This is a genomic window from Adhaeribacter sp., assembly GCF_057359045.1.
In genome coordinates this window covers 64,339-88,845 of the sequence record NZ_JBMQUD010000012.1, presented here as the reverse complement: position 1 = coordinate 88,845, position 24,507 = coordinate 64,339, and the positions used below count along the sequence as shown (strand labels likewise).

The 24,507-nt window shown below is 43.9% G+C and carries 25 protein-coding genes and 1 tRNA gene; 16 read left to right on the top strand and 10 right to left on the bottom strand.

The window, feature by feature from the left end; all coding sequences use genetic code 11:
* Nucleotides 1–26: 26 nt before the first annotated feature.
* On the top strand, nt 27–1,016 hold the full coding sequence (locus ACO1R6_RS02705) for a YihY/virulence factor BrkB family protein (protein ID WP_486261959.1): 990 nt from the start codon (nt 27–29) through the stop codon (nt 1,014–1,016).
* A 36-nt stretch (nt 1,017–1,052) separates the two neighbouring features.
* Here the strand turns inward: ACO1R6_RS02705 and ACO1R6_RS02700 are convergent, their stop codons facing one another.
* Nucleotides 1,053–1,436, bottom strand: a complete 384-nt coding sequence (locus ACO1R6_RS02700) for a RidA family protein (RefSeq protein WP_486261957.1) — start codon at nt 1,434–1,436, stop codon at nt 1,053–1,055.
* A 34-nt stretch (nt 1,437–1,470) separates the two neighbouring features.
* On the opposite strand from ACO1R6_RS02700, the gene ACO1R6_RS02695 reads away from it, so the two are divergent.
* On the top strand, nt 1,471–2,160 hold the full coding sequence (locus ACO1R6_RS02695; RefSeq protein ID WP_486261956.1) for a 3-hydroxyacyl-CoA dehydrogenase family protein: 690 nt from the start codon (nt 1,471–1,473) through the stop codon (nt 2,158–2,160).
* Between the two features lie 72 nt (nt 2,161–2,232).
* Here ACO1R6_RS02695 and glmS read toward each other — a convergent pair whose 3' ends face one another.
* The 3 genes from glmS to ACO1R6_RS02680 all read right to left on the bottom strand — a co-directional run bounded on the left by glmS (nt 2,233) and on the right by ACO1R6_RS02680 (nt 6,315).
* A complete protein-coding gene (glmS, locus tag ACO1R6_RS02690; protein WP_486261954.1) occupies nt 2,233–4,068 on the bottom strand; it encodes a glutamine--fructose-6-phosphate transaminase (isomerizing) in 1,836 nt (611 codons plus the stop codon).
* Nucleotides 4,069–4,136: 68 nt separating this feature from the next.
* Entirely contained in the window at nt 4,137–5,519 is a 1,383-nt protein-coding gene (locus ACO1R6_RS02685) for a DUF4270 family protein (RefSeq protein ID WP_486261952.1), read from the bottom strand.
* Entirely contained in the window at nt 5,503–6,315 is an 813-nt protein-coding gene (locus ACO1R6_RS02680; RefSeq protein ID WP_486261950.1) for a glycogen/starch synthase, read from the bottom strand. The genes ACO1R6_RS02685 and ACO1R6_RS02680 overlap by 17 nt, the downstream gene beginning before the upstream one ends.
* Nucleotides 6,316–6,450: 135 nt before the next feature.
* Here ACO1R6_RS02680 and panC point away from each other — a divergent pair, with 135 nt between their 5' ends.
* From panC to ACO1R6_RS02645, 7 genes are all read left to right on the top strand, one after another.
* Nucleotides 6,451–7,296: a pantoate--beta-alanine ligase gene (panC, locus tag ACO1R6_RS02675; RefSeq protein ID WP_486261948.1), complete on the top strand. Its 846-nt coding sequence runs from the start codon at nt 6,451–6,453 to the stop codon at nt 7,294–7,296.
* 100 nt (nt 7,297–7,396) lie between these two features.
* Entirely contained in the window at nt 7,397–7,744 is a 348-nt protein-coding gene (gene panD / locus ACO1R6_RS02670; RefSeq protein ID WP_486261946.1) for an aspartate 1-decarboxylase, read from the top strand.
* A 9-nt stretch (nt 7,745–7,753) separates the two neighbouring features.
* A complete protein-coding gene (locus ACO1R6_RS02665) occupies nt 7,754–8,797 on the top strand; it encodes a lysylphosphatidylglycerol synthase transmembrane domain-containing protein (protein WP_486261944.1) in 1,044 nt (347 codons plus the stop codon).
* Entirely contained in the window at nt 8,778–9,266 is a 489-nt protein-coding gene (gene rfaE2 / locus ACO1R6_RS02660) for a D-glycero-beta-D-manno-heptose 1-phosphate adenylyltransferase (RefSeq protein WP_486261942.1), read from the top strand. The genes ACO1R6_RS02665 and rfaE2 overlap by 20 nt, the downstream gene beginning before the upstream one ends.
* Before the next feature lie 10 nt (nt 9,267–9,276).
* Nucleotides 9,277–9,963 carry a zinc metallopeptidase gene (locus ACO1R6_RS02655; RefSeq protein ID WP_486261940.1) on the top strand — a complete coding sequence of 229 codons (687 nt, stop codon included), beginning with the start codon at nt 9,277–9,279 and terminating at the stop codon, nt 9,961–9,963.
* 190 nt (nt 9,964–10,153) lie between these two features.
* Nucleotides 10,154–11,293 (top strand): acyl-CoA dehydrogenase family protein, encoded by a 1,140-nt coding sequence (locus tag ACO1R6_RS02650; protein ID WP_486261938.1) that lies wholly within the window; start codon nt 10,154–10,156, stop codon nt 11,291–11,293.
* 160 nt (nt 11,294–11,453) lie between these two features.
* Complete coding sequence (locus tag ACO1R6_RS02645; RefSeq protein ID WP_486261935.1) at nt 11,454–12,377, top strand: AraC family transcriptional regulator; 924 nt, start codon at nt 11,454–11,456, stop codon at nt 12,375–12,377.
* Nucleotides 12,378–12,793: 416 nt separating this feature from the next.
* Here ACO1R6_RS02645 and ACO1R6_RS02640 read toward each other — a convergent pair whose 3' ends face one another.
* From ACO1R6_RS02640 to ACO1R6_RS02630, 3 genes are read right to left on the bottom strand one after another with little or no spacing between them, the layout of a single operon-like run.
* On the bottom strand, nt 12,794–13,567 hold the full coding sequence (locus tag ACO1R6_RS02640; RefSeq protein ID WP_486261934.1) for a phosphoglycerol geranylgeranyltransferase: 774 nt from the start codon (nt 13,565–13,567) through the stop codon (nt 12,794–12,796).
* Nucleotides 13,557–14,150 (bottom strand): hypothetical protein, encoded by a 594-nt coding sequence (locus ACO1R6_RS02635; protein ID WP_486261932.1) that lies wholly within the window; start codon nt 14,148–14,150, stop codon nt 13,557–13,559. The genes ACO1R6_RS02640 and ACO1R6_RS02635 overlap by 11 nt, the downstream gene beginning before the upstream one ends.
* Nucleotides 14,147–14,521, bottom strand: coding sequence for a phage holin family protein (locus ACO1R6_RS02630; RefSeq protein ID WP_486261930.1), 375 nt, complete (start codon nt 14,519–14,521; stop codon nt 14,147–14,149). Before ACO1R6_RS02630 ends, ACO1R6_RS02635 begins: the two co-directional genes overlap by 4 nt.
* A gap of 164 nt (nt 14,522–14,685) precedes the next feature.
* Here ACO1R6_RS02630 and ACO1R6_RS02625 point away from each other — a divergent pair, with 164 nt between their 5' ends.
* Entirely contained in the window at nt 14,686–15,777 is a 1,092-nt protein-coding gene (locus ACO1R6_RS02625; RefSeq protein WP_486261929.1) for a tetratricopeptide repeat protein, read from the top strand.
* Nucleotides 15,778–15,780: 3 nt separating this feature from the next.
* Here the strand turns inward: ACO1R6_RS02625 and ACO1R6_RS02620 are convergent, their stop codons facing one another.
* Nucleotides 15,781–16,692 (bottom strand): isoaspartyl peptidase/L-asparaginase family protein, encoded by a 912-nt coding sequence (locus ACO1R6_RS02620; RefSeq protein ID WP_486261928.1) that lies wholly within the window; start codon nt 16,690–16,692, stop codon nt 15,781–15,783.
* A gap of 426 nt (nt 16,693–17,118) precedes the next feature.
* Here ACO1R6_RS02620 and ACO1R6_RS02615 point away from each other — a divergent pair, with 426 nt between their 5' ends.
* Complete coding sequence (locus ACO1R6_RS02615; protein WP_486261926.1) at nt 17,119–19,350, top strand: glycosyl hydrolase family 28-related protein; 2,232 nt, start codon at nt 17,119–17,121, stop codon at nt 19,348–19,350.
* Nucleotides 19,351–19,358: 8 nt separating this feature from the next.
* On the opposite strand, the gene ACO1R6_RS02610 is transcribed toward ACO1R6_RS02615, so the two are convergent.
* Nucleotides 19,359–20,342: a phosphotransferase gene (locus tag ACO1R6_RS02610; protein WP_486261924.1), complete on the bottom strand. Its 984-nt coding sequence runs from the start codon at nt 20,340–20,342 to the stop codon at nt 19,359–19,361.
* Nucleotides 20,343–20,494: 152 nt separating this feature from the next.
* Between ACO1R6_RS02610 and ACO1R6_RS02605 the strand changes: the two genes are divergently transcribed.
* Nucleotides 20,495–20,857, top strand: a complete 363-nt coding sequence (locus ACO1R6_RS02605; protein ID WP_486261922.1) for a hypothetical protein — start codon at nt 20,495–20,497, stop codon at nt 20,855–20,857.
* Between the two features lie 120 nt (nt 20,858–20,977).
* On the opposite strand, the gene ACO1R6_RS02600 is transcribed toward ACO1R6_RS02605, so the two are convergent.
* Nucleotides 20,978–21,053: transfer RNA gene (locus tag ACO1R6_RS02600), tRNA-Phe, on the bottom strand.
* 163 nt (nt 21,054–21,216) lie between these two features.
* Here ACO1R6_RS02600 and ACO1R6_RS02595 point away from each other — a divergent pair.
* The 4 genes from ACO1R6_RS02595 to ACO1R6_RS02580 all read left to right on the top strand — a co-directional run bounded on the left by ACO1R6_RS02595 (nt 21,217) and on the right by ACO1R6_RS02580 (nt 24,505).
* Entirely contained in the window at nt 21,217–22,581 is a 1,365-nt protein-coding gene (locus tag ACO1R6_RS02595) for a 4Fe-4S dicluster domain-containing protein (RefSeq protein WP_486261920.1), read from the top strand.
* Nucleotides 22,582–22,783: 202 nt separating this feature from the next.
* The gene (locus ACO1R6_RS02590) at nt 22,784–23,557 is read left to right on the top strand and encodes a (Fe-S)-binding protein (protein ID WP_486261995.1); all 774 of its coding nucleotides are present in this window, start codon (nt 22,784–22,786) and stop codon (nt 23,555–23,557) included.
* Between the two features lie 209 nt (nt 23,558–23,766).
* Nucleotides 23,767–23,952, top strand: coding sequence for a hypothetical protein (locus tag ACO1R6_RS02585; RefSeq protein WP_486261918.1), 186 nt, complete (start codon nt 23,767–23,769; stop codon nt 23,950–23,952).
* A 70-nt stretch (nt 23,953–24,022) separates the two neighbouring features.
* Complete coding sequence (locus ACO1R6_RS02580; RefSeq protein WP_486261916.1) at nt 24,023–24,505, top strand: hypothetical protein; 483 nt, start codon at nt 24,023–24,025, stop codon at nt 24,503–24,505.
* Nucleotides 24,506–24,507: the final 2 nt, after the last annotated feature.

The following is a 24,507-nucleotide window of genomic DNA, read 5'->3' as shown; positions in this document are numbered from 1 at the left end:
ATCATTCATAAATTAGTAGAATATCCATGTGTGCTTTAAAGAAACGGCCGGTTTTACGGTTGTTGCCCGTAATCGGTAAAAATTCGTGGTGCCTGCTCCGCGATACCTGGTACGAGTTTTCTGATACCAATGCATTTGATAAAGGTGCGGCCCTGGCGTATTATACCATATTTGGGTTGCCGCCGGTGCTGATTATCATTATAAATACCGTTGGTTGGTTTTTTGGCGAAGATGCCGTGAGCGGCGAAATTTATTTTCAGATAAAAGGCCTGATTGGCTCGGCAGGCGCTTTGGAAGTGCAGCGTATGGTCGAGAATATCAGCCAATCCAGCGAGTTTACCTTTGCGACTATTGTGGGGGTAGTTACTTTACTGATTACGGCTACCACCATGTTTATTTCCATGCAAAACTCCCTGAATGTAATTTGGGGCGTAAAGCCCAAGCCCCGGCGCGAATACCTGAAACTGGCAAAAGACCGTTTACTCTCTTTTGCCATGATTTTGAGTATTACTTTTTTGCTTTTGGTTTCGCTGGTGGTGCACGCCATTATGGCCAAAATAGGCAGATATTTAGTTCAGCTTATGGGCGAATCGGCTGCAATATTGTTGCAAACTATTAACAATATGTTCTCGCTGGCGGTAGTTACTTTTTTGTTTGCGGCCATTTACAAGTTTTTGCCCGATGCTAAAATCCGGTGGCGCGATGTTTGGGTAGGCTCTATTGTAACCGCCTTGCTTTTTACGTTGGGTAAATTTTTAATTGGCTTGTATTTGGGTAACAGCAATATTGCCAGCGTATATGGCGCCGCGGGCACGGTAGTGGTTATTTTAACCTGGGTTTTTTACTCGTCGCTTATTTTGTTTTTTGGAGCAATTTTTACTTTAATTTACTCACGTAAATTTGGCTCTAATATTTACCCGGCTACTTACGCGGTGCGGGTAATCCGACAAGAAGTAGAAGCCGGTAAAACGGCCGTAAACCAGGAGCCCGCAGTAAATGAAAAACGGCAAGACTAATATTTAGATAATAACCGGCGTAAAGCCGGTTTACTATTAAACCGGTACCGCTATGCAAGAAATTTCTACATTTACGTCTTTGGGCAGGCGGCTTACTTCTACGGTTTCGCGGGCAGGCGGATTTTGCGCAAAATAACTGCCGTATACCGTGTTAATAGCCGCGAAATTATTTAAATCTTTTACAAAAATGGTGCACTTTACTACTTGCGCAAAACTTAAGCCAGCTTCTTGTAAAATAGCGCCTAAGTTTTTCATTACCTGGTGCGTTTCGGTTTCTATGTTGGTTTTAACCAGCTCGTTAGATACCGGATCTAAAGCAATCTGACCAGACACATACAGTACTCCGTTGGCCAACACGGCCTGGCTGTAAGGGCCAATTGGAGCAGGAGCGTTAGAAGAATTGATAATAGTATTTGCCATGAGTAGTTTTTAATATACTTAACTTGTGGCCCAAATGTACTCGAAAATGCAAATAGTTGTTGTTGCCCCTACCGAAATAAAAGCAGAATTTAAGCAAAAATTTACCTCCGACCAGGAATATATATTTGTGCAGGATTACAACCAAATCCGGAATAATTTAAAAGAAGCGCAGGTTGTATTTGATTTTTTTCTGGCTGATTTTCCGGATCGCCTGAAACTATACAGCGAACGGCAGGGGCTAATGGTTTTTTGCCACGCGGTTAATATTTCGCTGGGGCAACTAATACAAAAATTAGCCTTAGAACCCAACTGCGTACTGTTTGGTTTTAATGGCTGGCCCGGCATGATTAACCGGCCGTATTTAGAAGTAACTGTTTTACAAGAAGCCGATATACCTTTATTGGAAGACGTTTGTACGCAGCTAGGTACACAATATTTGGTTGTTGATGATCGGGTGGGTATGGTAACCCCCCGGGTGCTGGCCATGCTGGTAAACGAAGCTTTTTACACCCTGCAAGACGGAATTGCCACGGCTGCCGATATTGATTTAGCCATGCAACTAGGCAATAATTACCCGTACGGACCCTTAGCGTGGGCTGAAAAAATTGGGTTAAAAAATATTTACCATTTACTCGAAAGCATGTACACCGATACCCAAGACGAGCGCTATAAAATTTGCCCTCTGCTTAAAAAAAGATATTTACAGGAGTTTTTACAGCCCTGAAAGAAAAGTATTTAAACTAAAAACGGAAGCCACAAGCTTCCGTTTTTAGTTTAAATACTTCAATAATAATATTTATTCTACTGTTACCGATTTGGCTAAGTTACGCGGCTGATCTACGTTGCAACCCCGCATTACCGCAATGTGGTACGACAATAATTGCAATGGAATGACCGATACCAAGGGCATTAATATTTCACTGGTTTCGGGTACTTCAATCACAAACTCGGCCATAGCAGGTATTACCTGGTCGCCTTCGGTTACAATGGCTATAATCCGGCCTTTGCGGGCCTTTACTTCCTGAATATTAGATACAATTTTTTCGTATGAGCTATCGCGCGTGGCAATTACCACTACCGGCATGTTCTCGTCAATCAGCGCAATAGGGCCGTGTTTCATTTCGGCGGCTGGGTAACCTTCGGCGTGGATATAAGAAATTTCTTTTAGTTTTAAGGCACCTTCTAAAGCTACCGGAAAATTATAGCCCCGGCCTAAGTACAAGCAGTTAGGAGCATCTTTAAACTCTTCGGAAATTTGAATAACCTTATCGTTCAGTTCCAGGGCTTTTTCTACTTTAGCCGGTATGTTTTCCAGTTCAATCATGAGCTGGCGCAGCTTGCTGTCTTCAATGGTGCCGCGTTTGCTACCGATTAGCATGGCCAGCAACGTAAGTACCGTTACCTGGGCTGTAAATGCTTTGGTACTGGCTACTCCAATTTCGGGGCCGGCGTGCGTATACGCCCCGGCATCCGATGCCCGGGCAATAGATGAACCTACCACGTTGCAAATACCAAAAATGGTAGCGCCTTTTGATTTAGCCAGCTCAATGGCGGCTAACGTATCGGCTGTTTCGCCGGATTGCGAAATGGCAATAACAATATCACCTTCTTTTATAATTGGATTGCGGTACCGGAACTCTGAGGCATATTCTACTTCTACCGGAATGCGAGCCAAATCTTCGATTAAATATTCGGCTACCAAGCCGGCGTGCCACGAGGTACCGCAGGCTACAATAATTATTCGCTTGGCCTTAACAAATTTATTCTCGAACTCCCGGAAACCACCCATTATTAATTGGTTATGGGCAGCAATTAAACGGCCCCGCATACTATCGTGGATAGAACGTGGCTGTTCAAAAATTTCCTTTAACATAAAATGGTCGTAACCACCTTTTTCAATAGAGTCTAGCTCCATTTGTAAAGTCTGGATATACGGGGTAGTTGGAATATCTTCGCGGGTTTTAACTTTTAGCACGCCATCTTTTATAACCGCAATTTCGTAGTCGTTTACATAAACTACTTCGTTGGTGTATTCAATAATGGGCGTAGCGTCCGAAGCGAGGAAAAACTCGTCTTTGCCTACTCCTATCACCAAGGGGCTACCTTTGCGGGCCGCTATTAACTGGTTGGGTTCATCTTTCGATAATACCACAATGGCGTAAGCACCAACTACTTCGTGTAAGGCTAACCGAACCGCTTCTTCGAGGGTACAATCGTTTTCGTTCTGGATATCTTCGATCAGGTTTACGAAGACTTCGGTATCGGTGTCGCTGTAAAATGTAAAGCCTTTAGATTGCAACAACGTTTTTAAAGAAGCATAATTCTCGATAATGCCGTTGTGAATAATGGCCAGCCGGCCAGACCCGGAATAATGCGGGTGGGCATTTGCATCGTTGGGCTCGCCGTGGGTAGCCCAACGGGTGTGCCCCATACCTATGTGGCTGTTGGTATCTTTATCCGAAATAAAATTTTCCAGGTCGCTTACCTTGCCTTTTTTCTTGTAAACGTTTAAGGTACCGTTTAAAAGCGCAATACCGGCGCTATCGTAGCCCCGGTATTCTAAGCGTTTAAGACCCTTTATAATTATAGGGCAAGCTTCCCTATAACCAATATATGCTACAATTCCGCACATGTATTCTTCTGTATAAAAGCTATAAATTAATTAAGAGGTTAAGCTTAGGAGTATGCGTGCAAATAGCTTTATTGGTTAGTAGAGTAGTATACCCGCAGTTTAATGCCGGTACCAGGCTCCGTATTCAACAGTGTTTGCCGCAAAGTTTGTAATTGTAAAGCAGTTAAGTTGGTTAAGGCTGGGGTAGATGCCGGCGATAACACCAAACCGCTGTTTTGGAGTGTTACGCCGTTAGCTAGTTTACGGTTGTATAATAAACCAGCTAAATACGTGGTAATATCAATGGTATAGCTTTGGGTAGCAGGTCGGTAAGCCCCGGCCGTTGGCTGGGTAACTGCTTCTATTGGGTTACCATTAGCCGCAATACCCCAAATATTACCTTCGTAGCGGGCAATACGGTTGCCATTGGTAGCCCCAAATAAATAAAGGTAAGGCGATGGCTTGTACGTATCGGCTGATTTAACCGGAATTACCAGTTCGGCCCGGTTTATAGCTACGTTGCCTAAAGCATCGCGGAATTTAGCCAAATAAGGAAAAGTTAATTTGGTTTTAAGCCCTACCGACTCTTGCAGGTAAGCCGTATTATTGGTGTTTGCTGCCGGAATAGCATTGCCGCCTTGCTGCAAAGAAGCCAGTGGCGTATTGCTGCGGTTAGCGGTAAGCTGTGTAGAATGGTCAGCAGAAATAAATAAATCGTACTTGAGTTTTTTATCGCCGGCGGTATAATATACCCGGAAATAAGTACTGTCTGTCTGAATAAAGCCTAAAGCAGCCTGGGCGTTATTGGTGGTTGTTAAAGCCAGGCCCGGTAGAAATTTGTTAAACTCGGCCTGACTCGAAAGTGGCGTTTTACCGCTTTGAGCCAAAAGGTCGGTACCAAAAGTATTATTTAATTTAATCCGCACTGGGTACGATTGGGTAACGGTGGTGCTGGTATTATTAACAGTAACTACTTTTCTGTTTATTTTCCGGGGAGTTGGTTTAAAAGTAGCTGTACCAATAACGGTTGGTTCGTAAGGCAAAGCGGTAGTGGTATAATAAGTAACCTCATCCTGAAAAGTTTGCTGCATTTTATGCACGTTAACAGTCAGGTTCTGGAGGGTATCGCCGTAGGCTTCGTTGTAATCCAGTACCAGTACCGTAGAGTCTATCCGGGCCGTAGCAGCATCTGTAAACGTGCCGCCGGGGGTAATACCAATCCGGCTAAACGACTGGGCCGTAACCGCGCCAAAGAGAGGGTTAGTAAAACGGCCTACGTATAGAATTGGCTTTTGAAAAGCAACAATCGAATCGGGGAGTAAAATAGTGGCGGCTTTAACCGTAATAGTGTCGGTAAAAGCGGTGCCCAGAGGAACTTCATTTTCTAAACCGATTTCGCTGGCTTCTTCGCAGGAAATAAGGGTAAAAAGAGAAAAAATAAAAAGAACAGGTGTTCTAGTTAGCCAATTCATTATAAAGGTTGTAGTAAGAATCTAAAAAGTTTTCGTCTGAGTCGGCGCTTACTTGCCGGGTTTTGCTAAATCCATTAAACAAAGCATTGATATTATCACTAAAGCCATCTTCATGCGATTTAACCACCATATCGGCATATTCCATGCCTACTTTCACAAAGCCTTCAAAGTCAGCAGATTTTAATCCGGTAAGCATGCTGTCTTCAATGTCCAGCATTTTTACTTTTTCGAGCAGGTCGTTATCAAATTTATGATCGAAATTGTTGTTATAAACCGTAAATATTGATTTAGCATCTTTAAAAATAGGATCTTTTTTGTAAGTGCTTTTCAGGTACATCGGTATTAAACCGGTCATCCAGTCGTTGCAATGTACAATATCCGGCGACCAACCTAATTTTTTTACTGTTTCCAGTACGCCTTTACAGAAAAAGATTGCCCGCTCGTCGTTATCTGCATGAAATTTATTGTCTTTATCTACCAAAACGGACTTCCGGTGAAAATAGTCTTCGTTGTCAATAAAATAAACCTGCAGCTTGGCATTCGGAATAGAGGCCACTTTAATAATGAGTGGTTTTTCTTCCTCGCCTACCGCAATATTTATTCCGGATAATCTTACTACTTCGTGCAACCGATTCTTTCTTTCATTAATCAAACCAAAGCGCGGTACAAAAATACGTATTTCCATACCTCTTTCCTGCATGGCTTGGGGCAACATTCTCAGGAATTCCGCTACTTTTGTGGTTTGTAAGAAAGGATTGATTTCGGTGGCAGCGTAAAGTATTCTTAGCTTTGACATAGGCTTGAAAAGTATAGGTTAGATGAGGCACAAAATTCGGCAGCACAAAATTACGTAATTTTTACAATATTTTCAATTTTATTCTTTAAAATATACCTTTGCGCCCCATTATAAAGTAAATTTTAAATAAACTGCATGGATATTATCTCAACCGCAGCATCTATTAAGGAACAAACAGAACGTATCCGGAGTTCCGGCCAAACCATTGGTTTTGTGCCTACTATGGGCGCATTACACGCTGGGCACCTGCAATTGCTGCGTACAGCGGCCGCCGAAAACGATGTTACGATCTGTAGTATTTTCGTAAACCCCACGCAGTTTAACAACGCCGCCGATTATACCTTATACCCCCGCTCGCTGCAGACCGATGCGGCGGTTTTAAGCCAACATAATTGCCAAATTTTGTTTGCGCCGGAAGTGCCGGCCATGTACCCTGAGCCCCTGCAGTTAAAATTTGATTTTGGCGACCTGGAGAATGTTATGGAAGGGGCCTTTCGGCCGGGGCATTTTACGGGCGTAGCCGCCGTGGTAAGCAAGCTTTTTCATTTAATAAAACCCCATAAAGCTTACTTTGGTCAGAAAGATTTACAGCAATTTGCCATTATAAACCGTTTGGTAACCGATTTAAGTTTTGATTTAGAGTTGGTGTGCCACCCCATTGTACGGGAACCAGATGGCTTGGCCATGTCGTCGCGTAACCAACGGCTGACGCCCTCCGAACGGCAAGAAGCTATGCAATTATACCGGGCTTTGCAATTGGCACAGGAACTGCTGCCCCACCAACCCTTAGCCAACGTAAAAGCCGCCGTAACTAATTTCTTGCAATCCTACACTTTAATTAAGCTGGAATATTTTGAGATAGTTAACCCCCACAGCTTGCAACCTTTGGCGCAGGTAGGGCCGGGTACCCCGGTAGCCTTGTGTTTAGCGGCTTATGTGGGGCCGGTGCGCCTTATCGATAATATGGTACTGGGTATATAACCATAGCCGTTACCATTAATGCCTGAACGCGAATAAACCTGGTGCTGGTTAATCTTCTTTAAAAATGCATACCTTTGCATTTTATTTATTTATTAAAAGAATGTTAATTGAAGTTTTAAAATCTAAAATACACCGGGTAAAAGTTACCCAGGCCGAGCTGCATTACGTGGGAAGTGTAACCATTGATGAGGACCTGATTGATGCGGCTAATATGGTAGAAAACGAAAAAGTAACCATTGTAAATATAAACAACGGCGAACGCTTTGAAACCTATGTAATAAAAGGCGAACGGGGCACGGGCACTATTTGCCTGAATGGGCCGGCAGCCCGCAAGGTGCAGGTAGGCGATGTGGTAATTATTTTCTCTTACTGCCAGATAGAATTTAGCAAAGCAAAAGAGCACCAACCCACCTTGGTATTCCCAGACCAGCATAACCGATTGGTGTAACCTTTGTATATGAAAAAACTGCTCGACATTTTAAAATATGCGCTGGTTTTTGGCCTGTCGGTATTTTTAATGTGGTACGCTTTAAAAGGTATTGATTTTGAGCTGTTAAAAGCCCAGTTATCACAAACCAATTACGTTTGGCTAAGTATTTCGCTGGCAGTGGCTTTATCGGGTTTTTTAAGCCGGGCTTATCGCTGGAAAATGCAGTTAGAGCCATTAGGCCGCCAGGTAACCTTTGCCGATACTTACCACGCCATGATGATTGGTTATTTGGCCAACCTGGTACTGCCCCGGATGGGCGAGGTATTCCGGTGTTCGGTATTAAAAAGAAGTAGTAATATACCGGTGCAAGCCTCGTTTGGTACGGTTATAACCGAGCGCCTGATTGATATGGTAATGCTCTTATCATTAATGGGTATTGCTTTCCTGGTGGAGTTTGACCGGCTGCATACCTACTTTATTGATTTATTTACCGAAAGATATTCTTCTCTACAAGCCGATAAAACCTTGCTTTACGTGGTAGTAGGCATAATAATAGCGGGTACCCTGGGGTTGCTGATAACGGTGCTTTTCTTTTTAAATCATTTACGCCAGTTTAAGTTTTTCCAGAAAATTATGGCCTTACTGCAAGGCTTGTTAGCCGGTATTTTTAGTATTGCCAAATTGCAGAACAAGCCGGTGTTTATTGGGCATACCTTATTTGTTTGGTTTACTTATTATTTAATGGGCTACCTGTCATTTTTTGCCTTACCGGCTACGGCAGGGTTAAGCCCCCTGGCTGCTTTTTCCGTACTGGTTATTGGTAGCTTGGGTATGAGCGTACCCGTTCAGGGTGGTATCGGGGTTTTTCACATGATGGTGAGTAATACTTTATTGTTGTACGGCATTTCAAAAGAAGCCGGTATGGCTTTTGCCCTAATTAACCATACGTCGCAAACCCTTATGGTAGTAATATTAGGCGGTATCAGTTTTATTTTAAGCTTAGCCCGGAAACCTAAATCGCCCAAACCGGTATTAGATAAACATACAGCTTATGGCAACAGCGGCAGATAAAATTGTTTCCCGTTCCGCTGCCGTCCGGCAGGTAACTGCCTGGCACGAGCAAGGCTTGCGGGTAGTATTTACCAATGGTTGCTTCGATTTGCTGCACCTGGGGCACGTAGATTATTTAGAAAAAGCCCGGCAATTAGGTGACAAAATGATAGTTGGGCTAAATACCGATGCTTCGGTTAGTCGTTTAAAAGGCCCGGACCGGCCTTTGCAAGACGAAATGTCACGGGCTAGAATTATGGCATCCTTGTTGTTTATAGACTTGGTAGTATTGTTTGAGGAAGAAACCCCGTACGAGCTGATAAAAGCAGTTCGGCCAGATATTTTAGTAAAAGGCGATGATTACACCATTCAAAATATTGTAGGCCAGGACCTCGTTCTGGAGAATGGTGGTGAAGTAAAAACCATTGCGCTGGTAAAAGGTTACTCAACTTCAAACATTGTAGATAAAATTAAGCGACAACTAAACTAGTTAAAATAAAATGGGTGGAATATATTTAATTATGATCATCTTCATGCTGGCTAGCATGGCGGTGAGCTGGACATTAAAAAGTAAGTTTAAGAAATATTCGGAAATTGGTTTACAATCAGGTATGAGCGGCCGCGAAGTAGCCGAAATGATGCTGGCCGACAATAATATTACCGATGTACGGGTAATTTCTACGGAAGGTATGCTAACCGACCATTATGACCCTACAAATAAGACGGTAAACCTAAGCGAAGGCGTTTACGCTTCGCGGAGTGCCGCCGCCGCGGCAGTAGCCGCCCACGAGTGTGGCCATGCCGTGCAGCACGCTACAGCTTATAGCATGCTTAAATTCCGGTCGGCCATGGTGCCGGCTTTAAGTGTAGCCTCACGTTATATGCAATGGATATTGTTGGCTGGTATTATCATGATACAGACTACTATACTTCCGTTGGCAATTGGGGTCGCATTATTCGCCTTAACTACTTTATTTAGCTTTATTACTTTGCCGGTAGAATTTGATGCCAGCCGTCGGGCCTTGGCCTGGATGGATAACCGGGGCATTGTTACTACCCAAGAGCATGCCATTGCCAAAGATTCGTTAAAATGGGCTGCCATGACGTACGTAGTTGCGGCTTTGGGTTCACTGGCTACCTTATTATACTATGTATCTATTTTGCTGGGCGGCGGTCGCCGTGATTAAGCTCTCTTAATAAATTATAATTTTACAACGCTGCCCCCGTTATTAAACGGGGGCAGCGTTTTTTATACCGGTTTACAGGCAAATTATCATATAAAAAATGTATGCTTGCATACTAGTTAATATTTTATTAAATTCACTTTAACGTAGTAAATCATATAAACTGTCCACCTAAATAAAGATTTATTCTGATATGAATTTCGAGTTAACCGAAGAACAACTGGCCGTACGGGACGCCGCCCGAGATTTTGCCCAAACCGAATTGCTACCCGGTGTAATAGAACGCGACGAGCACCAGAAGTTTCCGGCCGAGCAGATCCGGAAAATGGGCGAACTGGGTTTTTTAGGCATGATGGTAGATCCCCAATACAATGGTGGTGGCCTCGACACCGTTTCTTACGTGTTGGCGATGGAAGAAATATCAAAAATAGATGCTTCGGCTTCGGTGGTTATGTCGGTTAACAACTCGCTGGTTTGCTGGGGCCTTGAAAAATACGGTACTGAAGACCAAAAGCAGAAATATTTAACCCGCCTGGCTACCGGCGAAATAATTGGAGCCTTTTGTTTATCAGAACCGGAAGCCGGTTCTGATGCAACCATGCAGCGGACAATGGCAGTAGACTGCGGCGATCATTACTTGCTTAACGGCACCAAAAACTGGATTACCAACGGCAGTACAGCCAGTGTTTACCTGGTAATTGCGCAAACCCATCCGGAGCAAAAACACCGCGGAATTAACGCCCTGATTGTAGAGCGCGGCATGGCTGGTTTCGAGATTGGCCCCAAAGAGAATAAGTTGGGCATCCGGGGCTCCGATACCCACTCGCTTATGTTTACTGATGTAAAAGTACCTAAAGAAAACCGGATTGGAGAAGATGGTTTTGGTTTTAAATTTGCCATGAGTGTTTTAGCCGGCGGCCGTATTGGTATTGCTGCCCAAGCCTTAGGTATTGCCTCAGGTGCTTACGAACTGGCTTTAAATTATGCCAAACAGCGTAAAGCTTTTGGTGTGGAGATTGCCAAACACCAAGCTATCCAGTTTAAACTGGCCGACATGGCTACCAATATTGATGCGGCCCGTTTGTTGTGTATACAAGCTGCCGCCGACAAAGATGCCGGCCGGGATTATATCAGATCCGGAGCCATGGCCAAATTATTTGCCTCACGGGTAGCCATGGAAACTACCGTTGAGGCCGTACAGGTACACGGCGGTTATGGATTTGTAAAAGAGTACCACGTAGAGCGCTTAATGCGCGATGCCAAAATAACCCAAATTTACGAAGGAACCTCTGAGATTCAGAAAATAGTAATTTCAAGAGAAATACTAAAATAAGATAAAATCGTGATATAAAAATAGTCCTGTAACGTTGTTTTAGCCTTTTACGAATAATTTTATGAAAATTTTTCAATTTATTTTGAATTTTTAAAAGATAAGCATTAGCTTTATGCTTCGAAATATAACTTTACAGGAAAAAATATAAATTATAAGCATCATGGAAGATTACAATAAGGTAATTGAATCACTCGGCGTCCGATATATCAAATCTAAGAATCAGGTATTACAACAACCGTTTATGGTGCGCAACTTTTATGATGTGGGTAACAACCTGATTCTTTTGCATAAAGGTTTGATAGCATTTGGCGACGAGCAGCACGTAGTAGAAGAAGGCGAAATGCTTTTTGTACCGGGCGGACGCAGCACAAAAATTTACTACGGCGAATTGGATGGTCGTACCATTTCGAACGACGACTTGATAACCAACCGCGATAAATTCTTTAAAAGCAACACCGATTTAGATTTAATCGCTGATGCCGAAGATAGCCACAGCTTTGTAAGTTTTGAAGCCAAAGTTTTTGATTCAGTTAATTTCTTTGCCTCGCTGGATGTGCCGGCTTTCTTGATTTCGGGTAATTCTAAACTGGCTACCTTGGTAATTAAGGTAATTGAGGAAAGTTTACAGGATTTGCCTGGCAAAGAGCGGCTTATAACCATCTATACCGAGAATATTGTAGTAGAAATTGTACGCTACATCTTACGCAATAAGATGTTTGTGGAGCAATTGGCTACTAACAGTACTTACTTTAAAGATCCGCGCCTGATAGATCTGTTTAACTACATTAAAGAGAATATTGGCGGCGATTTATCAAACAAAGTGCTCTCTAATGTGGCTAACGTATCCGAAGATTACGTAGGGCAATATTTTAAAATGCTTACCGGTATTAACCCGCAAGATTACATCGAATACCAGCGGATGGAACGGGCTGTATTCTTGTTGCGTACTACCAAAAAGAGTATTCGGGAAATTGGCAAAGAAGTGGGTTACAAAGATACTGCTTACTTCTGCCGTCGGTTTAAGATGATGTTTGGTATTCCGGCTGGTAAAATGCGTCGCCGGGAATCGGCTATGAACGAATAAGGTTCAGAACCAAATTTATTTATAAAGAGGCTGCCCCACGCATGTGGAGCAGCCTCTTTTTTTATCTGAAGTGCATAACAATTTAACTTGGTTCTTCTCCAGCAAAACTCATTGTATTTTCTGATTGGGCTTGGCGGTAATCTGATTGGCTTTTAGGATGGTTTAAATCCAACAAATAAGAAAAGTGTAAATTGCTGGCTGAAGAAAAGATTAAGTTAAACAAGAATCAAAATCTCATTCAAATAATGGCGTCTTTAATTAATCCAAATATGGCTGCAGTTACTTTTGCTTCATAATTGGACAATTAAAAATTCTGGCTTAAAAAATCATTGTTATATAAGTGGCCGTAAAATATGGGTTAATCAAAAAAGCAGGCTAACTGCCAGGAGCAAAATATTACCGGTAAGTTGTTGAAATTATAAAGCTACTGTGGCGCGGGCATTAAAAGACTGTACTACCTGGGCAATCTGAGTAATAAAATCCGGATTTTTCTCGATGTGGTTGCCCACTACCAGTACATCGGCACCGGCAGTTAATGCTGCACTGGCTTTTTGCGGACTATTTATACCACCACCCACTAATAAGGGAATATTTATTACCTGGCGCACGGCCTGGATCATATCGGGCGTAATGGGGTGCAAAGCGCCGCTACCGCCATCGAGGTAAATCAGGTGCAGGCCCAGCATTTCGCCGGCCAGGGCTGTGCAGGCAGCTACACCGGGTTTGTCGTGCGGCAACGGGGTGGTGCCACTCATGTAAGAAGCGGTAGTTTGCCGGCCAGAATCTACAAGCATATACCCGGTAGGTAAAATTTCTAAGCCGCTGGCTTTAAGTATAGGCGCCGCAATTACGTGCTGACCAATTAAAAACTCAGGGTTGCGGCCCGATATAAGCGAGAGTAACAGAATGCCGTCGGCATCGGGGTTAATTTGCAGGCTATTGCTGGGGAATAAAATAACCGGAATAGCAGAATTTTCTTTGATTAGGTTAATTAAAGCAGGTTGGTTGTTTTGGGTTACCAGGCTGCCACCCACCAGAATATAGTCTACGCCATGGTTGTTGCACCGTGCTACTACATCCAGACAACCTTTTTCATCGAGGTTGTCTGGGTCCAGCAAAACGGCAAAAGATTTATAACCGGCACTGTGTTTATCTTGTAGTTTCTGATATAAATCGCTTTTAAACGGCATCCTCTTCGTGGTAGGAAAAATCGATATCTTTGGTTTCGGGTTCTTCCGAAGCTGCAATATCGGTATTTTTAGGCATTTGCAGGTACTCTTCGGCTTTTTTACTCAGATAAACCAATAAGAAAGCCGTTACCTGCTGTGATATAGCCTTGGCCATATCAGACTGAAAAAAAGCTTGCGCAATACTGCTTATAGCCGAAGGTTCTTGTGTATTAGCCTGGTAGCTATTGGTGTTATGGCTACTGGTGTAGGTCTGGGCCGGGTCCTGGTGCAGGGCAGTCGTATAATCCAGGCTGCCATCGGGCTGCACCACTTCATCGGCGGGCCGGTAAGCTGGTGGCGTTAATAACAAAGGAGCCGTACGACCTTTTAATCGTTTAGGGGCTTTTTTTTTACCACGAAACATGGAGCTGATCATCCAAATGCCGGCTAAGGCGCCACCCGCAATTAACAAGGTTTTACCAACCTGCTGCGATTTATTTTTTAGGTCAGATACATCATTCAGCAAAGCATTTTTATACTCTTCCTTTTGCCTTTCCAGAAATTCTTTTTGGTCCTCAAAAAGCGGATTGTTTAAATCACTCATAATGGGTCGTTACGTTTATCTTGTTTGTAAATAGTATTATCAAAAGTTTTGTCGGCCAGGCCCTGAAATACTTTTTTATCTAATCCCATAATTAAGATTACAAATAAAATTACGTAAAAAAGTGTTATGATGCCAAAGCCCCAGAAGCTGCTGTCGAGCAAATGGTTTAGTAGCAGGCCTAAAAAAATATTTAAAAATATAACGGCCATAAACCCAGCAAAACCCAGCAAAATAGCGTGCAGCATAGAAATAAAACCACTTTTCATTTTGGTCTGTATTTCCAGCTTTATCAGGTCTATCCGGGTATCTATGTAACCCATCAGGTTACCAATCATGCTGTCCGTTCGGTTATTTTTATCGTCATTCATCATAGTTTTATTTTATTTTTACAAAATCTGGCACATTCTGGTCGTAAAATTGTTCTTTATATTAGATAAACACTATAATATTCGAAAATTGTATTACGAAAAACAAAACAGATTGTCTGAGATTTTACGTAATTTAATATAATAGATATTCACGCAATATTACTTCTTTGCAATCAAACTACTATACTATACTGGGTATAACGGCCTCAGCTACGGCTAAGGAAATTAAGGTGGCCTATAAAAATCTGGCTATCCAGTACCACCCGGATAAACACCAGGGAAACACTTATTTTGAGGAAAAGTTTAAACAAGTAAACGAAGCTTACCAAGTTTTGTCTAATCCGCAGAAGCGGGCTGTTTACGACCTCAAACTGCAATATTTATTGCAAGCGCGCCTCCGGCAGCAGGCACAGCAGCAATACCAGTACCAGGGACCGGTACGGCGGCCGGCTTCGGTAACGGAACGGCATTACCGGCCTATTCCTAAATCGCAGTTTCTCCGGAAAGACTACTACATTGTAGCAGCTATTTTTGGAGCCGTAATTGTTTTTAGCCTGTTACTAAAGCTGGTAATGGACCACGTTACTGCCGTAGACCGTTACAAAGAGGCCTTAACTTATATTGAGCAGGAAAAATGGAGCACGGCCCATAGCTTTTTAACCGAAGCCATTCATTTTAAACCCAAATACGCCGAAGCCTATTTTAAGCGGGCTTACATTGAGATGGAAGTAAGCCGCGACTACCCGGCCGCTTTAGCCGATTTGGATGCTTCTATCTCTTACGCCGAACAGATAACCCCGCAAATGTATTACCTGCGCGGAAAATGCTACCAGGCCATGGGTAATAACTTTGGCGCCGAAGCTGATTTGTCGCAGGCTATTGATAAAGATAAACGCTTTGGCCTGGCTTATTACGACCGGGGTATGCTCCGGGCCATGATGTTAAATAAATTTCTGGAAGCCATCGAGGATTTTAACCAATATTTTAAACACAGTTTGCCCAACGAGGCCATGCGTAAAGATGCCCTGTATTACCGTGGCTTTTGTTATTACCTTACCCAGCAAAATAAATTGGCTTTAGTCGATTACCGGCAGGTATTACAGCAAGACCCCCAAAACGCCCGGGTTTATTTTTTAATAGGGAAAGCCCAGATTGAGTTGGATAGTATGGCAGCTGCCTGCACCAACTTTAGCCGGTCTTTTGGGTTAGGTTACCAGGCTGCCTTCGGCGATATTCAGCGGTATTGTACTACCCGATAAAGTTTAGTCTTCCCAAATGGCCACGTACGGTTCTTGGTTTGCTCGCCGGTAGCCCCTAAACATAAGTTGGGTTTCGTACTCCATGGCAATATTACCTTGTGGGTCCAGGGCAATTAAGTTCCGGTCTTTCTCTATCAGGTCGTGGTAAACTTCGCGGGCTTGTTTAGCGGCTTCGGCAATTGGTAAACCTTTGTATTTTACCAGGGCATACACTTCGTGGGCAATTACTGCCCGCATAATGCTTTCGCCGTCGCCGGTGCAGGAAACCGCACAAACCTGGTTATTGGCGTAGGTGCCGCATCCAATTAGTGGGCTATCACCAATGCGCCCCTCGCGTTGACCGGTAAGGCCGCCCGTAGAGGTTGCCGCCGCCAAATTGCCGTGTTTATCTAGAGCTACGGCACCCACAGTATCTTTAGAAGGTTTCGCCAGAGCTTGTTCTTTTTCGGCTGCCAGTTCCTCTTCTTTTTCGGCAGTTGTGAAATAATCTTCCGGTACTATTTCCAAACCCACTTCCTGGGCGTAAGCCGTAGCGCCTTTGCCGCTTAAAGCTACGTGCCGGCTGCGTTCCATAATAATGCGGGCCAAACTAACCGGGTTCTTTACGTTTTTTACCCCCATTACAGCCCCTGCGGCCAGAGTTTTGCCGTCCATAATGGCCGAGTCAAACTCATGTTGGCCGTTTTGGGTAAGGGCACCACCTTTGCCCGCATTAAACAAGGCATTATTTTCGAGGCTGCAAACAGCGGCTTCTACGGCTTCTACCGCCGTGCCGCCGTTATTTAAAATTTCCCAACCGGCTTGCAAAGCCGTGTGCAGGCCCTGCCGGTAGCTGGCTTCTTTTTCCGGCGATATTTCTTCGCGACCTTTATCTTCGGCACCGCCGTGTATAACAATTACAAAATCCTGGGGCATAAAATTATCTTTAAGAAGTTAAAATGATAATTTCTAGTTAAATTGAGTGATTCTTACGTGCCCCCGCAGGCAGTGTTCCGGAAAAAATACGTAAAAGCAGGTGCGTAGAATTGCGGTATTAAGTAAAGAATAAGCCGTAATTAATATTATTGCACTATTTGTAAAACGCCAAACTTTATCTGACTACGTTACTTTAAATAAGGAAGTACAGCAATATTTGCGGGGATAGATTTACTTAATAGTTGTAAAATCGGCTTAAATTTTAGCTAAGCAAACTAGGCTTAAGTTACATGCCAATGAACGACCCTCAGCAGCATAATAATTGCTGCTAGAGTTTTTGTTTTAGGATTTGCCGTAAAATAGCTGCTTACGCCGTAACTCTTAGAGAATAAAATTATAGTTCAATCAGTATCCAAACCTAGCTTAATGCCCGCACCAGAATTATCAGCCCATAACTTACCGCATTATACCCAGGCCAACGCAACCAGCCAGAAAGTAAAGACTTACCCGGCCGTACTAAAAGTAAAAGCTCCTACGCCGCTGCCCGCCACACCCGGCGAAAAGTTTACCCCACCCGCTCCGCAAACTACCGGCTTAGATACACCCGAAATAGCCGAATGGACCCGCACCGCCGGCCCCGACGAGTCGATTGTACTAACGGGTATTAATTTTACCCCCGATACCCGGTTTGCGGTTTATGCCCACGATGTGGTAAAAGATGCCAAAGTAATGCAAATATTCCCCGACCGGGCGGTGATAACTTTGCCCAAAATACTGCCGCGCTGGTCTATGTACTGGGTGTGGCCGGTTAATAAAGCGGGTTATGGTTTGCCGGTAGCGGTAAATAAAACTGAAGCCTGGTGGTTAGGTCCGGATAAAGTGAGCGCGGGACAGGTGATATCGGTATTTGGTACAAATTTGGCCGAGCAGAATGGCACCGGGGCGCTGAAGAGTTATATTTATATTACTAGTCGTAGCGGAAGCGGCCGGTGGGCCAAGGTAACAGGTATAAATCCGTATAAAATAGATTTTGAAGTACCGGCTAATTTAGTTGCCGGCGAATACGAAGTTTGGGCTTATAATGGGCACGGCGGTAATTTTGGGTGGGCCGCACCTTTAAGATTAACCCTGACTGAAGCACCCCGGATCTCGGCTAAAGAATTTAACGTAAAAGATTACGGCGCTTCGCCAGCCGCTTCGCCGGAAACAAACAGTAAGGCCATTGGCAAAGCTATTGCGGCCGCCCGGGGTATTGCCGGCGCCACGGTCGTTTTTCCGGCGGGCACCTTTTTATTGAACGATTACCTGCCCGCCATCGATAATTTAAATTTTAAAGGAGCCGGCAAAGACAAAACCATACTTAAATGTGCGCCCAATTATGCCAAATCGGCGCAAGGTTTGTTGTCGGGCCGGGTACAGCATTTTAGCATCAGTCATTTAACCCTCGATACCAACCATAACTACAAAGGTGCCCTGGAGAAACCCATATTTTTGCGCGGTAGCCAGCATATAAAATTAACCAATGTGGGCTTGCAGTGTGCCGGTTACGATATTATGGACTTACACGATTGCCGGTATATTTATTTAACGGGCTGCGACATAGTAGGCAAGGCTACTTTTTTAGGCAACGGTTCGCAATTGTTTTTCGATAAAAATAATTTTAAGTTAACCAACGATACCGATATGGCGCTGCATACCTGGGGCGGCGTGGGCATAAGTTTAACCCGCAATACCTGCCAGGACTTAGATAATTCCGATCCAGACAATGGCGCCGGGTGGGGCAAAGGCCGGTTTTTTACCGGCAGTGGAACCTGGGGGAGTTGCCGCAATACGTACCTCGGCGAAAATATTACTACTGATTTAACCGTGCGGCCGCAGCATAACCCTATCTGGCACGGCAAAGACCCCGACCAGAATTCTGGTGAACAGTTTTTATGGGAAGGCGGCGAAGGTAAATGGGCTGGCTACGCATTATCGGCTACCGAAAGCACGCTTACCCTCTCAGATTATAAAAATAATGCCCCTAATGCCCAATATGCTATTATTTCTAAAGGCAAAGGTTTTGGGCAATCGCGGCGCATAACCGCCAACCAGAACGGCACCGTAACCTTACACGAACCCTGGCGGGTTATACCGGATAAAACCAGTTTTGTGTTAATCGGCGATTACCATGACCGCCTGATTATTTACCGCAACTTTTTAGATGGCAAACCCCGCGCCGCCAATAATGGTGCCCATACGGCTGCTGCCGGCATTGAGCCTTACGGCGGGGTGCTTAACTTCATCGCCGCCGATAATACCCTGCAGAGTTTACGCCAAGGCATTGCCAGCTTTGCTTTGCAGCACAATGTAGGCCACGAGCCCAACTTCTTTCATTTGTATGTAAATAATAAATTTAAAGGCTGCCGCTGGGCGGTTCAAAATTGGGCTTTCCCCAACGCCGGCAAAACGGTAGCTTCTGAAGGGCCTTATTTATTTGGTTTAATTTACCGGCGCAATGTAGCCCAGAACTCGGTAGTAGCCGATATTAATAACCAGGTGCCTACCAGCGGCAAACCCATTGTAGATTTGGTGGTGTACGAACATAATACCTTGCAAGTAGGGCCCACCAAAGTAGCCGGTATAGGTACCGAAATATTTTACGAGAACCGGAAGTAAAGAATATTTTAGGTTATTTCTATCTGGTGGTATTGCAGCCAGTTTTTAACCAGGCTCAGGTAATGCTTCAGGTAATTTGCTGATAAAAATATATTCGACCAGTTATCGAAGCGTTGGCACTGCACGCCTAAATAAAATATCCAGACGGCTAATCCGGCATAAGGCAGTAGCTTTAGCTCCGCCTCGGGTAGAGGCGTAATTTCCTGATAACCCTTGTAAAAGCTTTTTAGCTTAACTTCAAATATTTCTTTATCGGGTTCGGTATTAAATAACTGCAGTACAAAATAAGCCAGATCCAGCACTAACCAGCCATTGCCGCAAAAGTCAAAATCAAAAAGGGTTATGGTGGCATCATTCTGTATACTCATGTTGTCGTACCACACATCCAGGTGTACCACGCCGGTTCTTAACGGAGGAGCAGCGTTAAATAAAGTAGCTAGCTGGTTGCCGGCCTTTTGCAGGAACTGCATCTCGGGCATAGATTCCGGGAAAAAAGCTTTTGCGTACTCGTAAGGCAAATGGGCTAAAATGTGGGCTTGGTAAGTAATTCTGTTTACCGGTAGGTTAGCGGTTACGCGGTGCAGCCGGGCCAGGAGCAAACCAATATGGTAGCAGGTCTCTTGCGGTAAATTCCTGATTTTACTACCCTGTGCGTAAGAAAAAAGTACGGCATAGCGGGTGCCTTCGGGCGCCGGCAGCATTTGGATATATTTCCCTTGTTTATCCCGGATAGGGTAAGATACCGGTATGTTAGCCACTTGCAACAGGTTTAGCACCCGCAGCTCTTCTGCTATTTCGGTTTCGGTGCGCCAGTTGTAGCTGTAAACCCGGAATACATATTGGTTTTCGTTTTCCGAAACCAAATACGTATGATTAATTCCCGTCCGGAAAACTTTGCAGGTAGTGGTGCGGCTAAAACCATATTTCTCTCCAATAAACAAGGCTAGTTGCCCGGCAGAAAGAACAGAATGAGTAACCGGGAAATGTGTCATGTAGGATCTGGTTTATAATATTTTGCCGGAGTGTTTCTGCGCTGGTTGGCGTTAATCTTTTCTGTATTAAACTTTTACTAACGGGTGGCTTTAATCCGAAATACTGTTTTAACGTATTATACCGTTAAATAGAGAAACCAAGAAGTTAGTAAATGAATCTGGAATTAAAAAGTTGGAGCTATTACATAGAACGCTTATCAGATAATATTAGTAACTGGGAATATTATTTAATGCTTATTTATGCCAATAAATTTACGGTAGCGGCCGTGCTGCTGGTGCTGTTGGTCCTTTATAAGCTGGCCAAAAGGCACTACATGAAAACCATCAAATATTTTCGCTCCGGCGATATTATCCAGGTTTGGAAATTAACCGGTAAAACCCGTTCCGGAGTATTATCAAAGTTCGATAGTAATAATATTTACTTTATACCCAATAACAGTTACCACATTGTGCAGCGCAAATGGTATTGGCTTTTTCTGATGGAAAATGTTTCGTTAGAAGAAAGAGGAAAATAGGCCGGTAGTTTGTTATGATTGGAAATTTATCCCCGGTAATTTAAGGCAATTTACTAACAAAATTGGTGGTTAAGCAAAGGGTATAAAAAAAGCCTCAGATTTCTCTGAGGCTTTTTGTGCTGGTGGTGATGATTGGAATCGAACCAACGACACAAGGATTTTCAGTCCTTTGCTCTACCAACTGAGCTACATCACCAGCACCTTTTGATTAAAAAGTATGCAAAAGTAAGTAATCCGAATTAAGTGTGCAACACATTCGTGAAAAAATATTTTTACCCGAGAAATTACTTACTTTTATTATCATTACGTACGTTAAGCTTTATAGAAGTAAGTAACCTTAAGTTTTAGACCTAAACTGCATGATTAGCAATATTATTTTTCTGCTGGTTGCCGTAGCCGGTATTGGGCTATTTGTTTGGCAGCTCCGGAAAATTATTAAAAATATAAATCTGGGCCGCGATAAAAAGATTTTGGGTAACCCGCAGGAACGCCTGAATAAATTATTATTGGTGGCTTTTGGGCAGCAAAAAATGTTTAAACGGCCCTGGCCGGCTATTCTGCACGGCATTGTGTACGTAGGTTTTCTGGTAATAAATATTGAGGTACTCGAGATTTTAATTGACGGTATTTTTGGCACGCACCGCGTTTTAAGTTTTTTAGGTCCGGTTTATAGTTTATTAATGGCAGTAAACGAACTGCTGGCTTTACTGGTAATTGTGGCTTGTGTTATATTCCTGGCGCGCCGCAATATTACCCAGGTGCCCCGTTTAACCCGCGGACCCGAAATGCGCGCCTGGCCCCGGCTTGATGCCAATATTATTTTGGTTATCGAAATCGTACTTATGTTCGCACTTTTTGCCTTTAACACCGCCGACCTGAAAATATTCGGGTTGCGAGGCGAAGAACTGCCGGGCAGCTTTCCGGTTAGCCAATTATTTGTAAATGTTTTGGGCAATGATGTCGCTACGCTGGAAGTGATTCGGAGTGCCGGCTGGTGGATTCATATTGTTGGGATACTGGCTTTCCTGAATTATTTGCCCAGCTCCAAGCACTTCCATATTATTATGTCGTTCCCCAACGTCTATTACTCGCGGCTGGAGCCCAAAGGTAAATTTACGACCAACGAGAGCATTACCCACGAAATTAAAGCCATGCTGGACCCCGGCTACCAGGTGCCTGCGCCGCCCGCCGATGCTGAACCGCAGAAATTTGGGGCCAAAGACGTAGAAGACCTGAGTTGGAAACAACTAATGGACGCCTACACCTGTACCGAGTGCGGCCGCTGTACCGATGTGTGCCCGGCTAACTTAACCGGTAAGCTGCTGTCGCCGCGCAAAATTATTATGGATACCCGCGACCGGCTGGAAGAAAAAGGAGAACATCCCGCTATTTTTCGGCCCAACCATTACAAAGAAATGGGCGAGGAGCGCGTTAAAACCACCGAAGAAAATACTTTGCTGCGCGGCTACGTTACGCCCGAAGAGCTTTGGGCCTGCACCACCTGCAACGCCTGCGTAGAAGCCTGCCCGGTAAATATCGATCAGCTTTCGTCGATTATGGATATGCGGCGGTTTTTGGTACTGGAAGAGTCGGCGGCCCCCAACGCTTTAAATGCCATGTTTACCAACATCGAAAACAACGGTGCGCCCTGGGCTTTCTCTCCTTCTGACCGCCTGAATTGGGCCGATAATTTGTTTGTAGCGGAGAAAGAAGGTAACGCTTAGCAATTAGCGGGTAGCTGTTAACAATTAGTGTTTAGCAGTTAACCCTTTAAATATGTAAGTAAACTGAATTTTATAAGAGCAATTAGAAGCAGATTTAACGAGCCTGACTTCTATTAACAACTAAATACCACTAGCTAATAGCTAACTGCTAACAGCTAATTACTAATTACTATCAATGAAAAAACAAATTACGGTACCCACCATGGCCGATTTTATGGCCCGCGGCGAAATGCCCGAAATATTATTCTGGGTGGGTTGTGCCGGCGCTTTCGACGATCGTTATAAAAACGTAACCCGCGCTTTTGTACGCATACTGGAACACGTGGGCATTAAATACGCAGTGTTAGGTTTGGAAGAAACTTGCACCGGCGACCCGGCCAAACGGGCCGGCAACGAATTTTTGTTTCAGATGCAGGCCATGACCAATATACAAGTGCTGGATAGCTATGGCATTAAGAAAATTGTAACGGCTTGTCCGCACTGCTTTAACACTATTAAAAACGAATACCCCGATTTAGGCGGTAATTACGAAGTAATTCACCACAGCACTTTTTTGCAGCAACTCATAAACGAAGGCAAAGTGCGGTTGGCAGATGGCGGCGAGTTTAAAGGCAAGCGCATTACCTTCCACGACTCTTGCTACCTGGGCCGGGCCAATGGCATTTACGAAGCTCCGCGCGAAGTACTGGCTGCTTTAGACGCCGACCTGGTAGAAATGAAGCGGAGCCGTGCCAATGGTTTGTGCTGCGGTGCCGGCGGGGCCCAAATGTGGAAAGAACCTGAACCCGGCAAAAAAGACATAAACCTGGAGCGTACCGAAGAAGCCTTGGCTACCAATGCAAATGTTATTGCCTCGGCTTGCCCGTTTTGTATGACCATGCTGTCTGATGGGGTTAAAAACAAAGACCGCGAAGGCGAAGTAAAAGTTTTTGATATTGCCGAATTAATTGCCTCGGCCGAAGGGTTAAATGCTTAGTTCTATCTCTGGTTGTTGATTGCTAACTATTAATTATTGATTATTAATTGTTTACTAAACATAAGTCTTTGTTATAAAACAAAGGCAAAACGCGACTACCTCCGCCCTTGCCGCGTCTTATGACCGGCAAGTATTAAGAAAGGACACCGCAGCCGCGGCGGCCTGATTTATGTTTTTGGAAATTCCGGTTACACTTACAACCTTTTAAAATGGAAATAAGACTTAAAATTTACGAACTTTTGCTGCTAGCTTTAGGGCTGATTTGCCTTGGTATAAATATCGGGTTAACCCTTGCCGAAGTATTCACCGTTCAAAGCGGAATTATTTATGCCGGCCTGTTTTTATTTCCTATATTATCTATTGTTTTTAGAAAACGATTTAGATTAACAAATTAAATAATGAAAGTTGATTTTTCCTTGGCTCATACCCGCAGGATTAATCAGTTGTTAAAAACAAATAATTAAAATGTACATTCCTTTTCACCAGTTACCTCAGCACTCCCGGGTTTGGATTTACCAGGCCAGCCGCGACCTGACCGATGCCGAAGTAGAAGAACTTAATCCGGTACTTACCCAATTCGTTACCGAATGGACCAGCCACGGGCAAAAATTACAAGCCTCAGCCCAGCTTTTTTACAACCGTTTTTTAGTAATTGGCAACGACGAAGACGTAAATTCGCCGAGCGGCTGTTCTATAGATGCCTCGGTGCGTTTTGTGAAACAGCTCGAAGAACGCCTGAACGTAACTTTCTTTGACCGCACCCAGTTAGCTTTTTATAATAACAGCGCCGTAGAAGTAGTGCCATTAAAAGCCATTAAAGACAAAATTAACGCCGGCGATTTGCAGCAGGATAGTCTTTATTTTGATAATACCGTGGCTACAGCGGGGCAAATTCAGAATAACTGGCCCAAACCCGCAAAAGAAACCTGGCTGGCGCGTTATTTCTAAAA

Excerpts from the sequence above, each read along its gene's own strand:
- ACO1R6_RS02655 (WP_486261940.1), top strand. The coding sequence starts at position 9,277 with ATGGGTGGAATATATTTAATTATGATCATCTTCATGCTGGCTAGCATG.
- ACO1R6_RS02620 (WP_486261928.1), bottom strand. The coding sequence starts at position 16,692 with ATGCCCCAGGATTTTGTAATTGTTATACACGGCGGTGCCGAAGATAAA.
- ACO1R6_RS02615 (WP_486261926.1), top strand. The coding sequence starts at position 17,119 with ATGCCCGCACCAGAATTATCAGCCCATAACTTACCGCATTATACCCAG.
- panD (WP_486261946.1), top strand. The coding sequence starts at position 7,397 with ATGTTAATTGAAGTTTTAAAATCTAAAATACACCGGGTAAAAGTTACC.
- ACO1R6_RS02585 (WP_486261918.1), top strand. The coding sequence starts at position 23,767 with ATGGAAATAAGACTTAAAATTTACGAACTTTTGCTGCTAGCTTTAGGG.
- rfaE2 (WP_486261942.1), top strand. The coding sequence starts at position 8,778 with ATGGCAACAGCGGCAGATAAAATTGTTTCCCGTTCCGCTGCCGTCCGG.
- ACO1R6_RS02610 (WP_486261924.1), bottom strand. The coding sequence starts at position 20,342 with ATGACACATTTCCCGGTTACTCATTCTGTTCTTTCTGCCGGGCAACTA.
- ACO1R6_RS02605 (WP_486261922.1), top strand. The coding sequence starts at position 20,495 with ATGAATCTGGAATTAAAAAGTTGGAGCTATTACATAGAACGCTTATCA.
- ACO1R6_RS02645 (WP_486261935.1), top strand. The coding sequence starts at position 11,454 with ATGGAAGATTACAATAAGGTAATTGAATCACTCGGCGTCCGATATATC.
- ACO1R6_RS02685 (WP_486261952.1), bottom strand. The coding sequence starts at position 5,519 with ATGAATTGGCTAACTAGAACACCTGTTCTTTTTATTTTTTCTCTTTTT.
- ACO1R6_RS02590 (WP_486261995.1), top strand. The coding sequence starts at position 22,784 with ATGGCCGATTTTATGGCCCGCGGCGAAATGCCCGAAATATTATTCTGG.
- ACO1R6_RS02665 (WP_486261944.1), top strand. The coding sequence starts at position 7,754 with ATGAAAAAACTGCTCGACATTTTAAAATATGCGCTGGTTTTTGGCCTG.
- panC (WP_486261948.1), top strand. The coding sequence starts at position 6,451 with ATGGATATTATCTCAACCGCAGCATCTATTAAGGAACAAACAGAACGT.
- ACO1R6_RS02650 (WP_486261938.1), top strand. The coding sequence starts at position 10,154 with ATGAATTTCGAGTTAACCGAAGAACAACTGGCCGTACGGGACGCCGCC.
- ACO1R6_RS02595 (WP_486261920.1), top strand. The coding sequence starts at position 21,217 with ATGATTAGCAATATTATTTTTCTGCTGGTTGCCGTAGCCGGTATTGGG.
- ACO1R6_RS02635 (WP_486261932.1), bottom strand. The coding sequence starts at position 14,150 with ATGAGTGATTTAAACAATCCGCTTTTTGAGGACCAAAAAGAATTTCTG.
- ACO1R6_RS02630 (WP_486261930.1), bottom strand. The coding sequence starts at position 14,521 with ATGATGAATGACGATAAAAATAACCGAACGGACAGCATGATTGGTAAC.
- ACO1R6_RS02680 (WP_486261950.1), bottom strand. The coding sequence starts at position 6,315 with ATGTCAAAGCTAAGAATACTTTACGCTGCCACCGAAATCAATCCTTTC.
- ACO1R6_RS02695 (WP_486261956.1), top strand. The coding sequence starts at position 1,471 with ATGTACTCGAAAATGCAAATAGTTGTTGTTGCCCCTACCGAAATAAAA.
- ACO1R6_RS02640 (WP_486261934.1), bottom strand. The coding sequence starts at position 13,567 with ATGCCGTTTAAAAGCGATTTATATCAGAAACTACAAGATAAACACAGT.
- ACO1R6_RS02700 (WP_486261957.1), bottom strand. The coding sequence starts at position 1,436 with ATGGCAAATACTATTATCAATTCTTCTAACGCTCCTGCTCCAATTGGC.
- ACO1R6_RS02580 (WP_486261916.1), top strand. The coding sequence starts at position 24,023 with ATGTACATTCCTTTTCACCAGTTACCTCAGCACTCCCGGGTTTGGATT.
- ACO1R6_RS02705 (WP_486261959.1), top strand. The coding sequence starts at position 27 with ATGTGTGCTTTAAAGAAACGGCCGGTTTTACGGTTGTTGCCCGTAATC.
- glmS (WP_486261954.1), bottom strand. The coding sequence starts at position 4,068 with ATGTGCGGAATTGTAGCATATATTGGTTATAGGGAAGCTTGCCCTATA.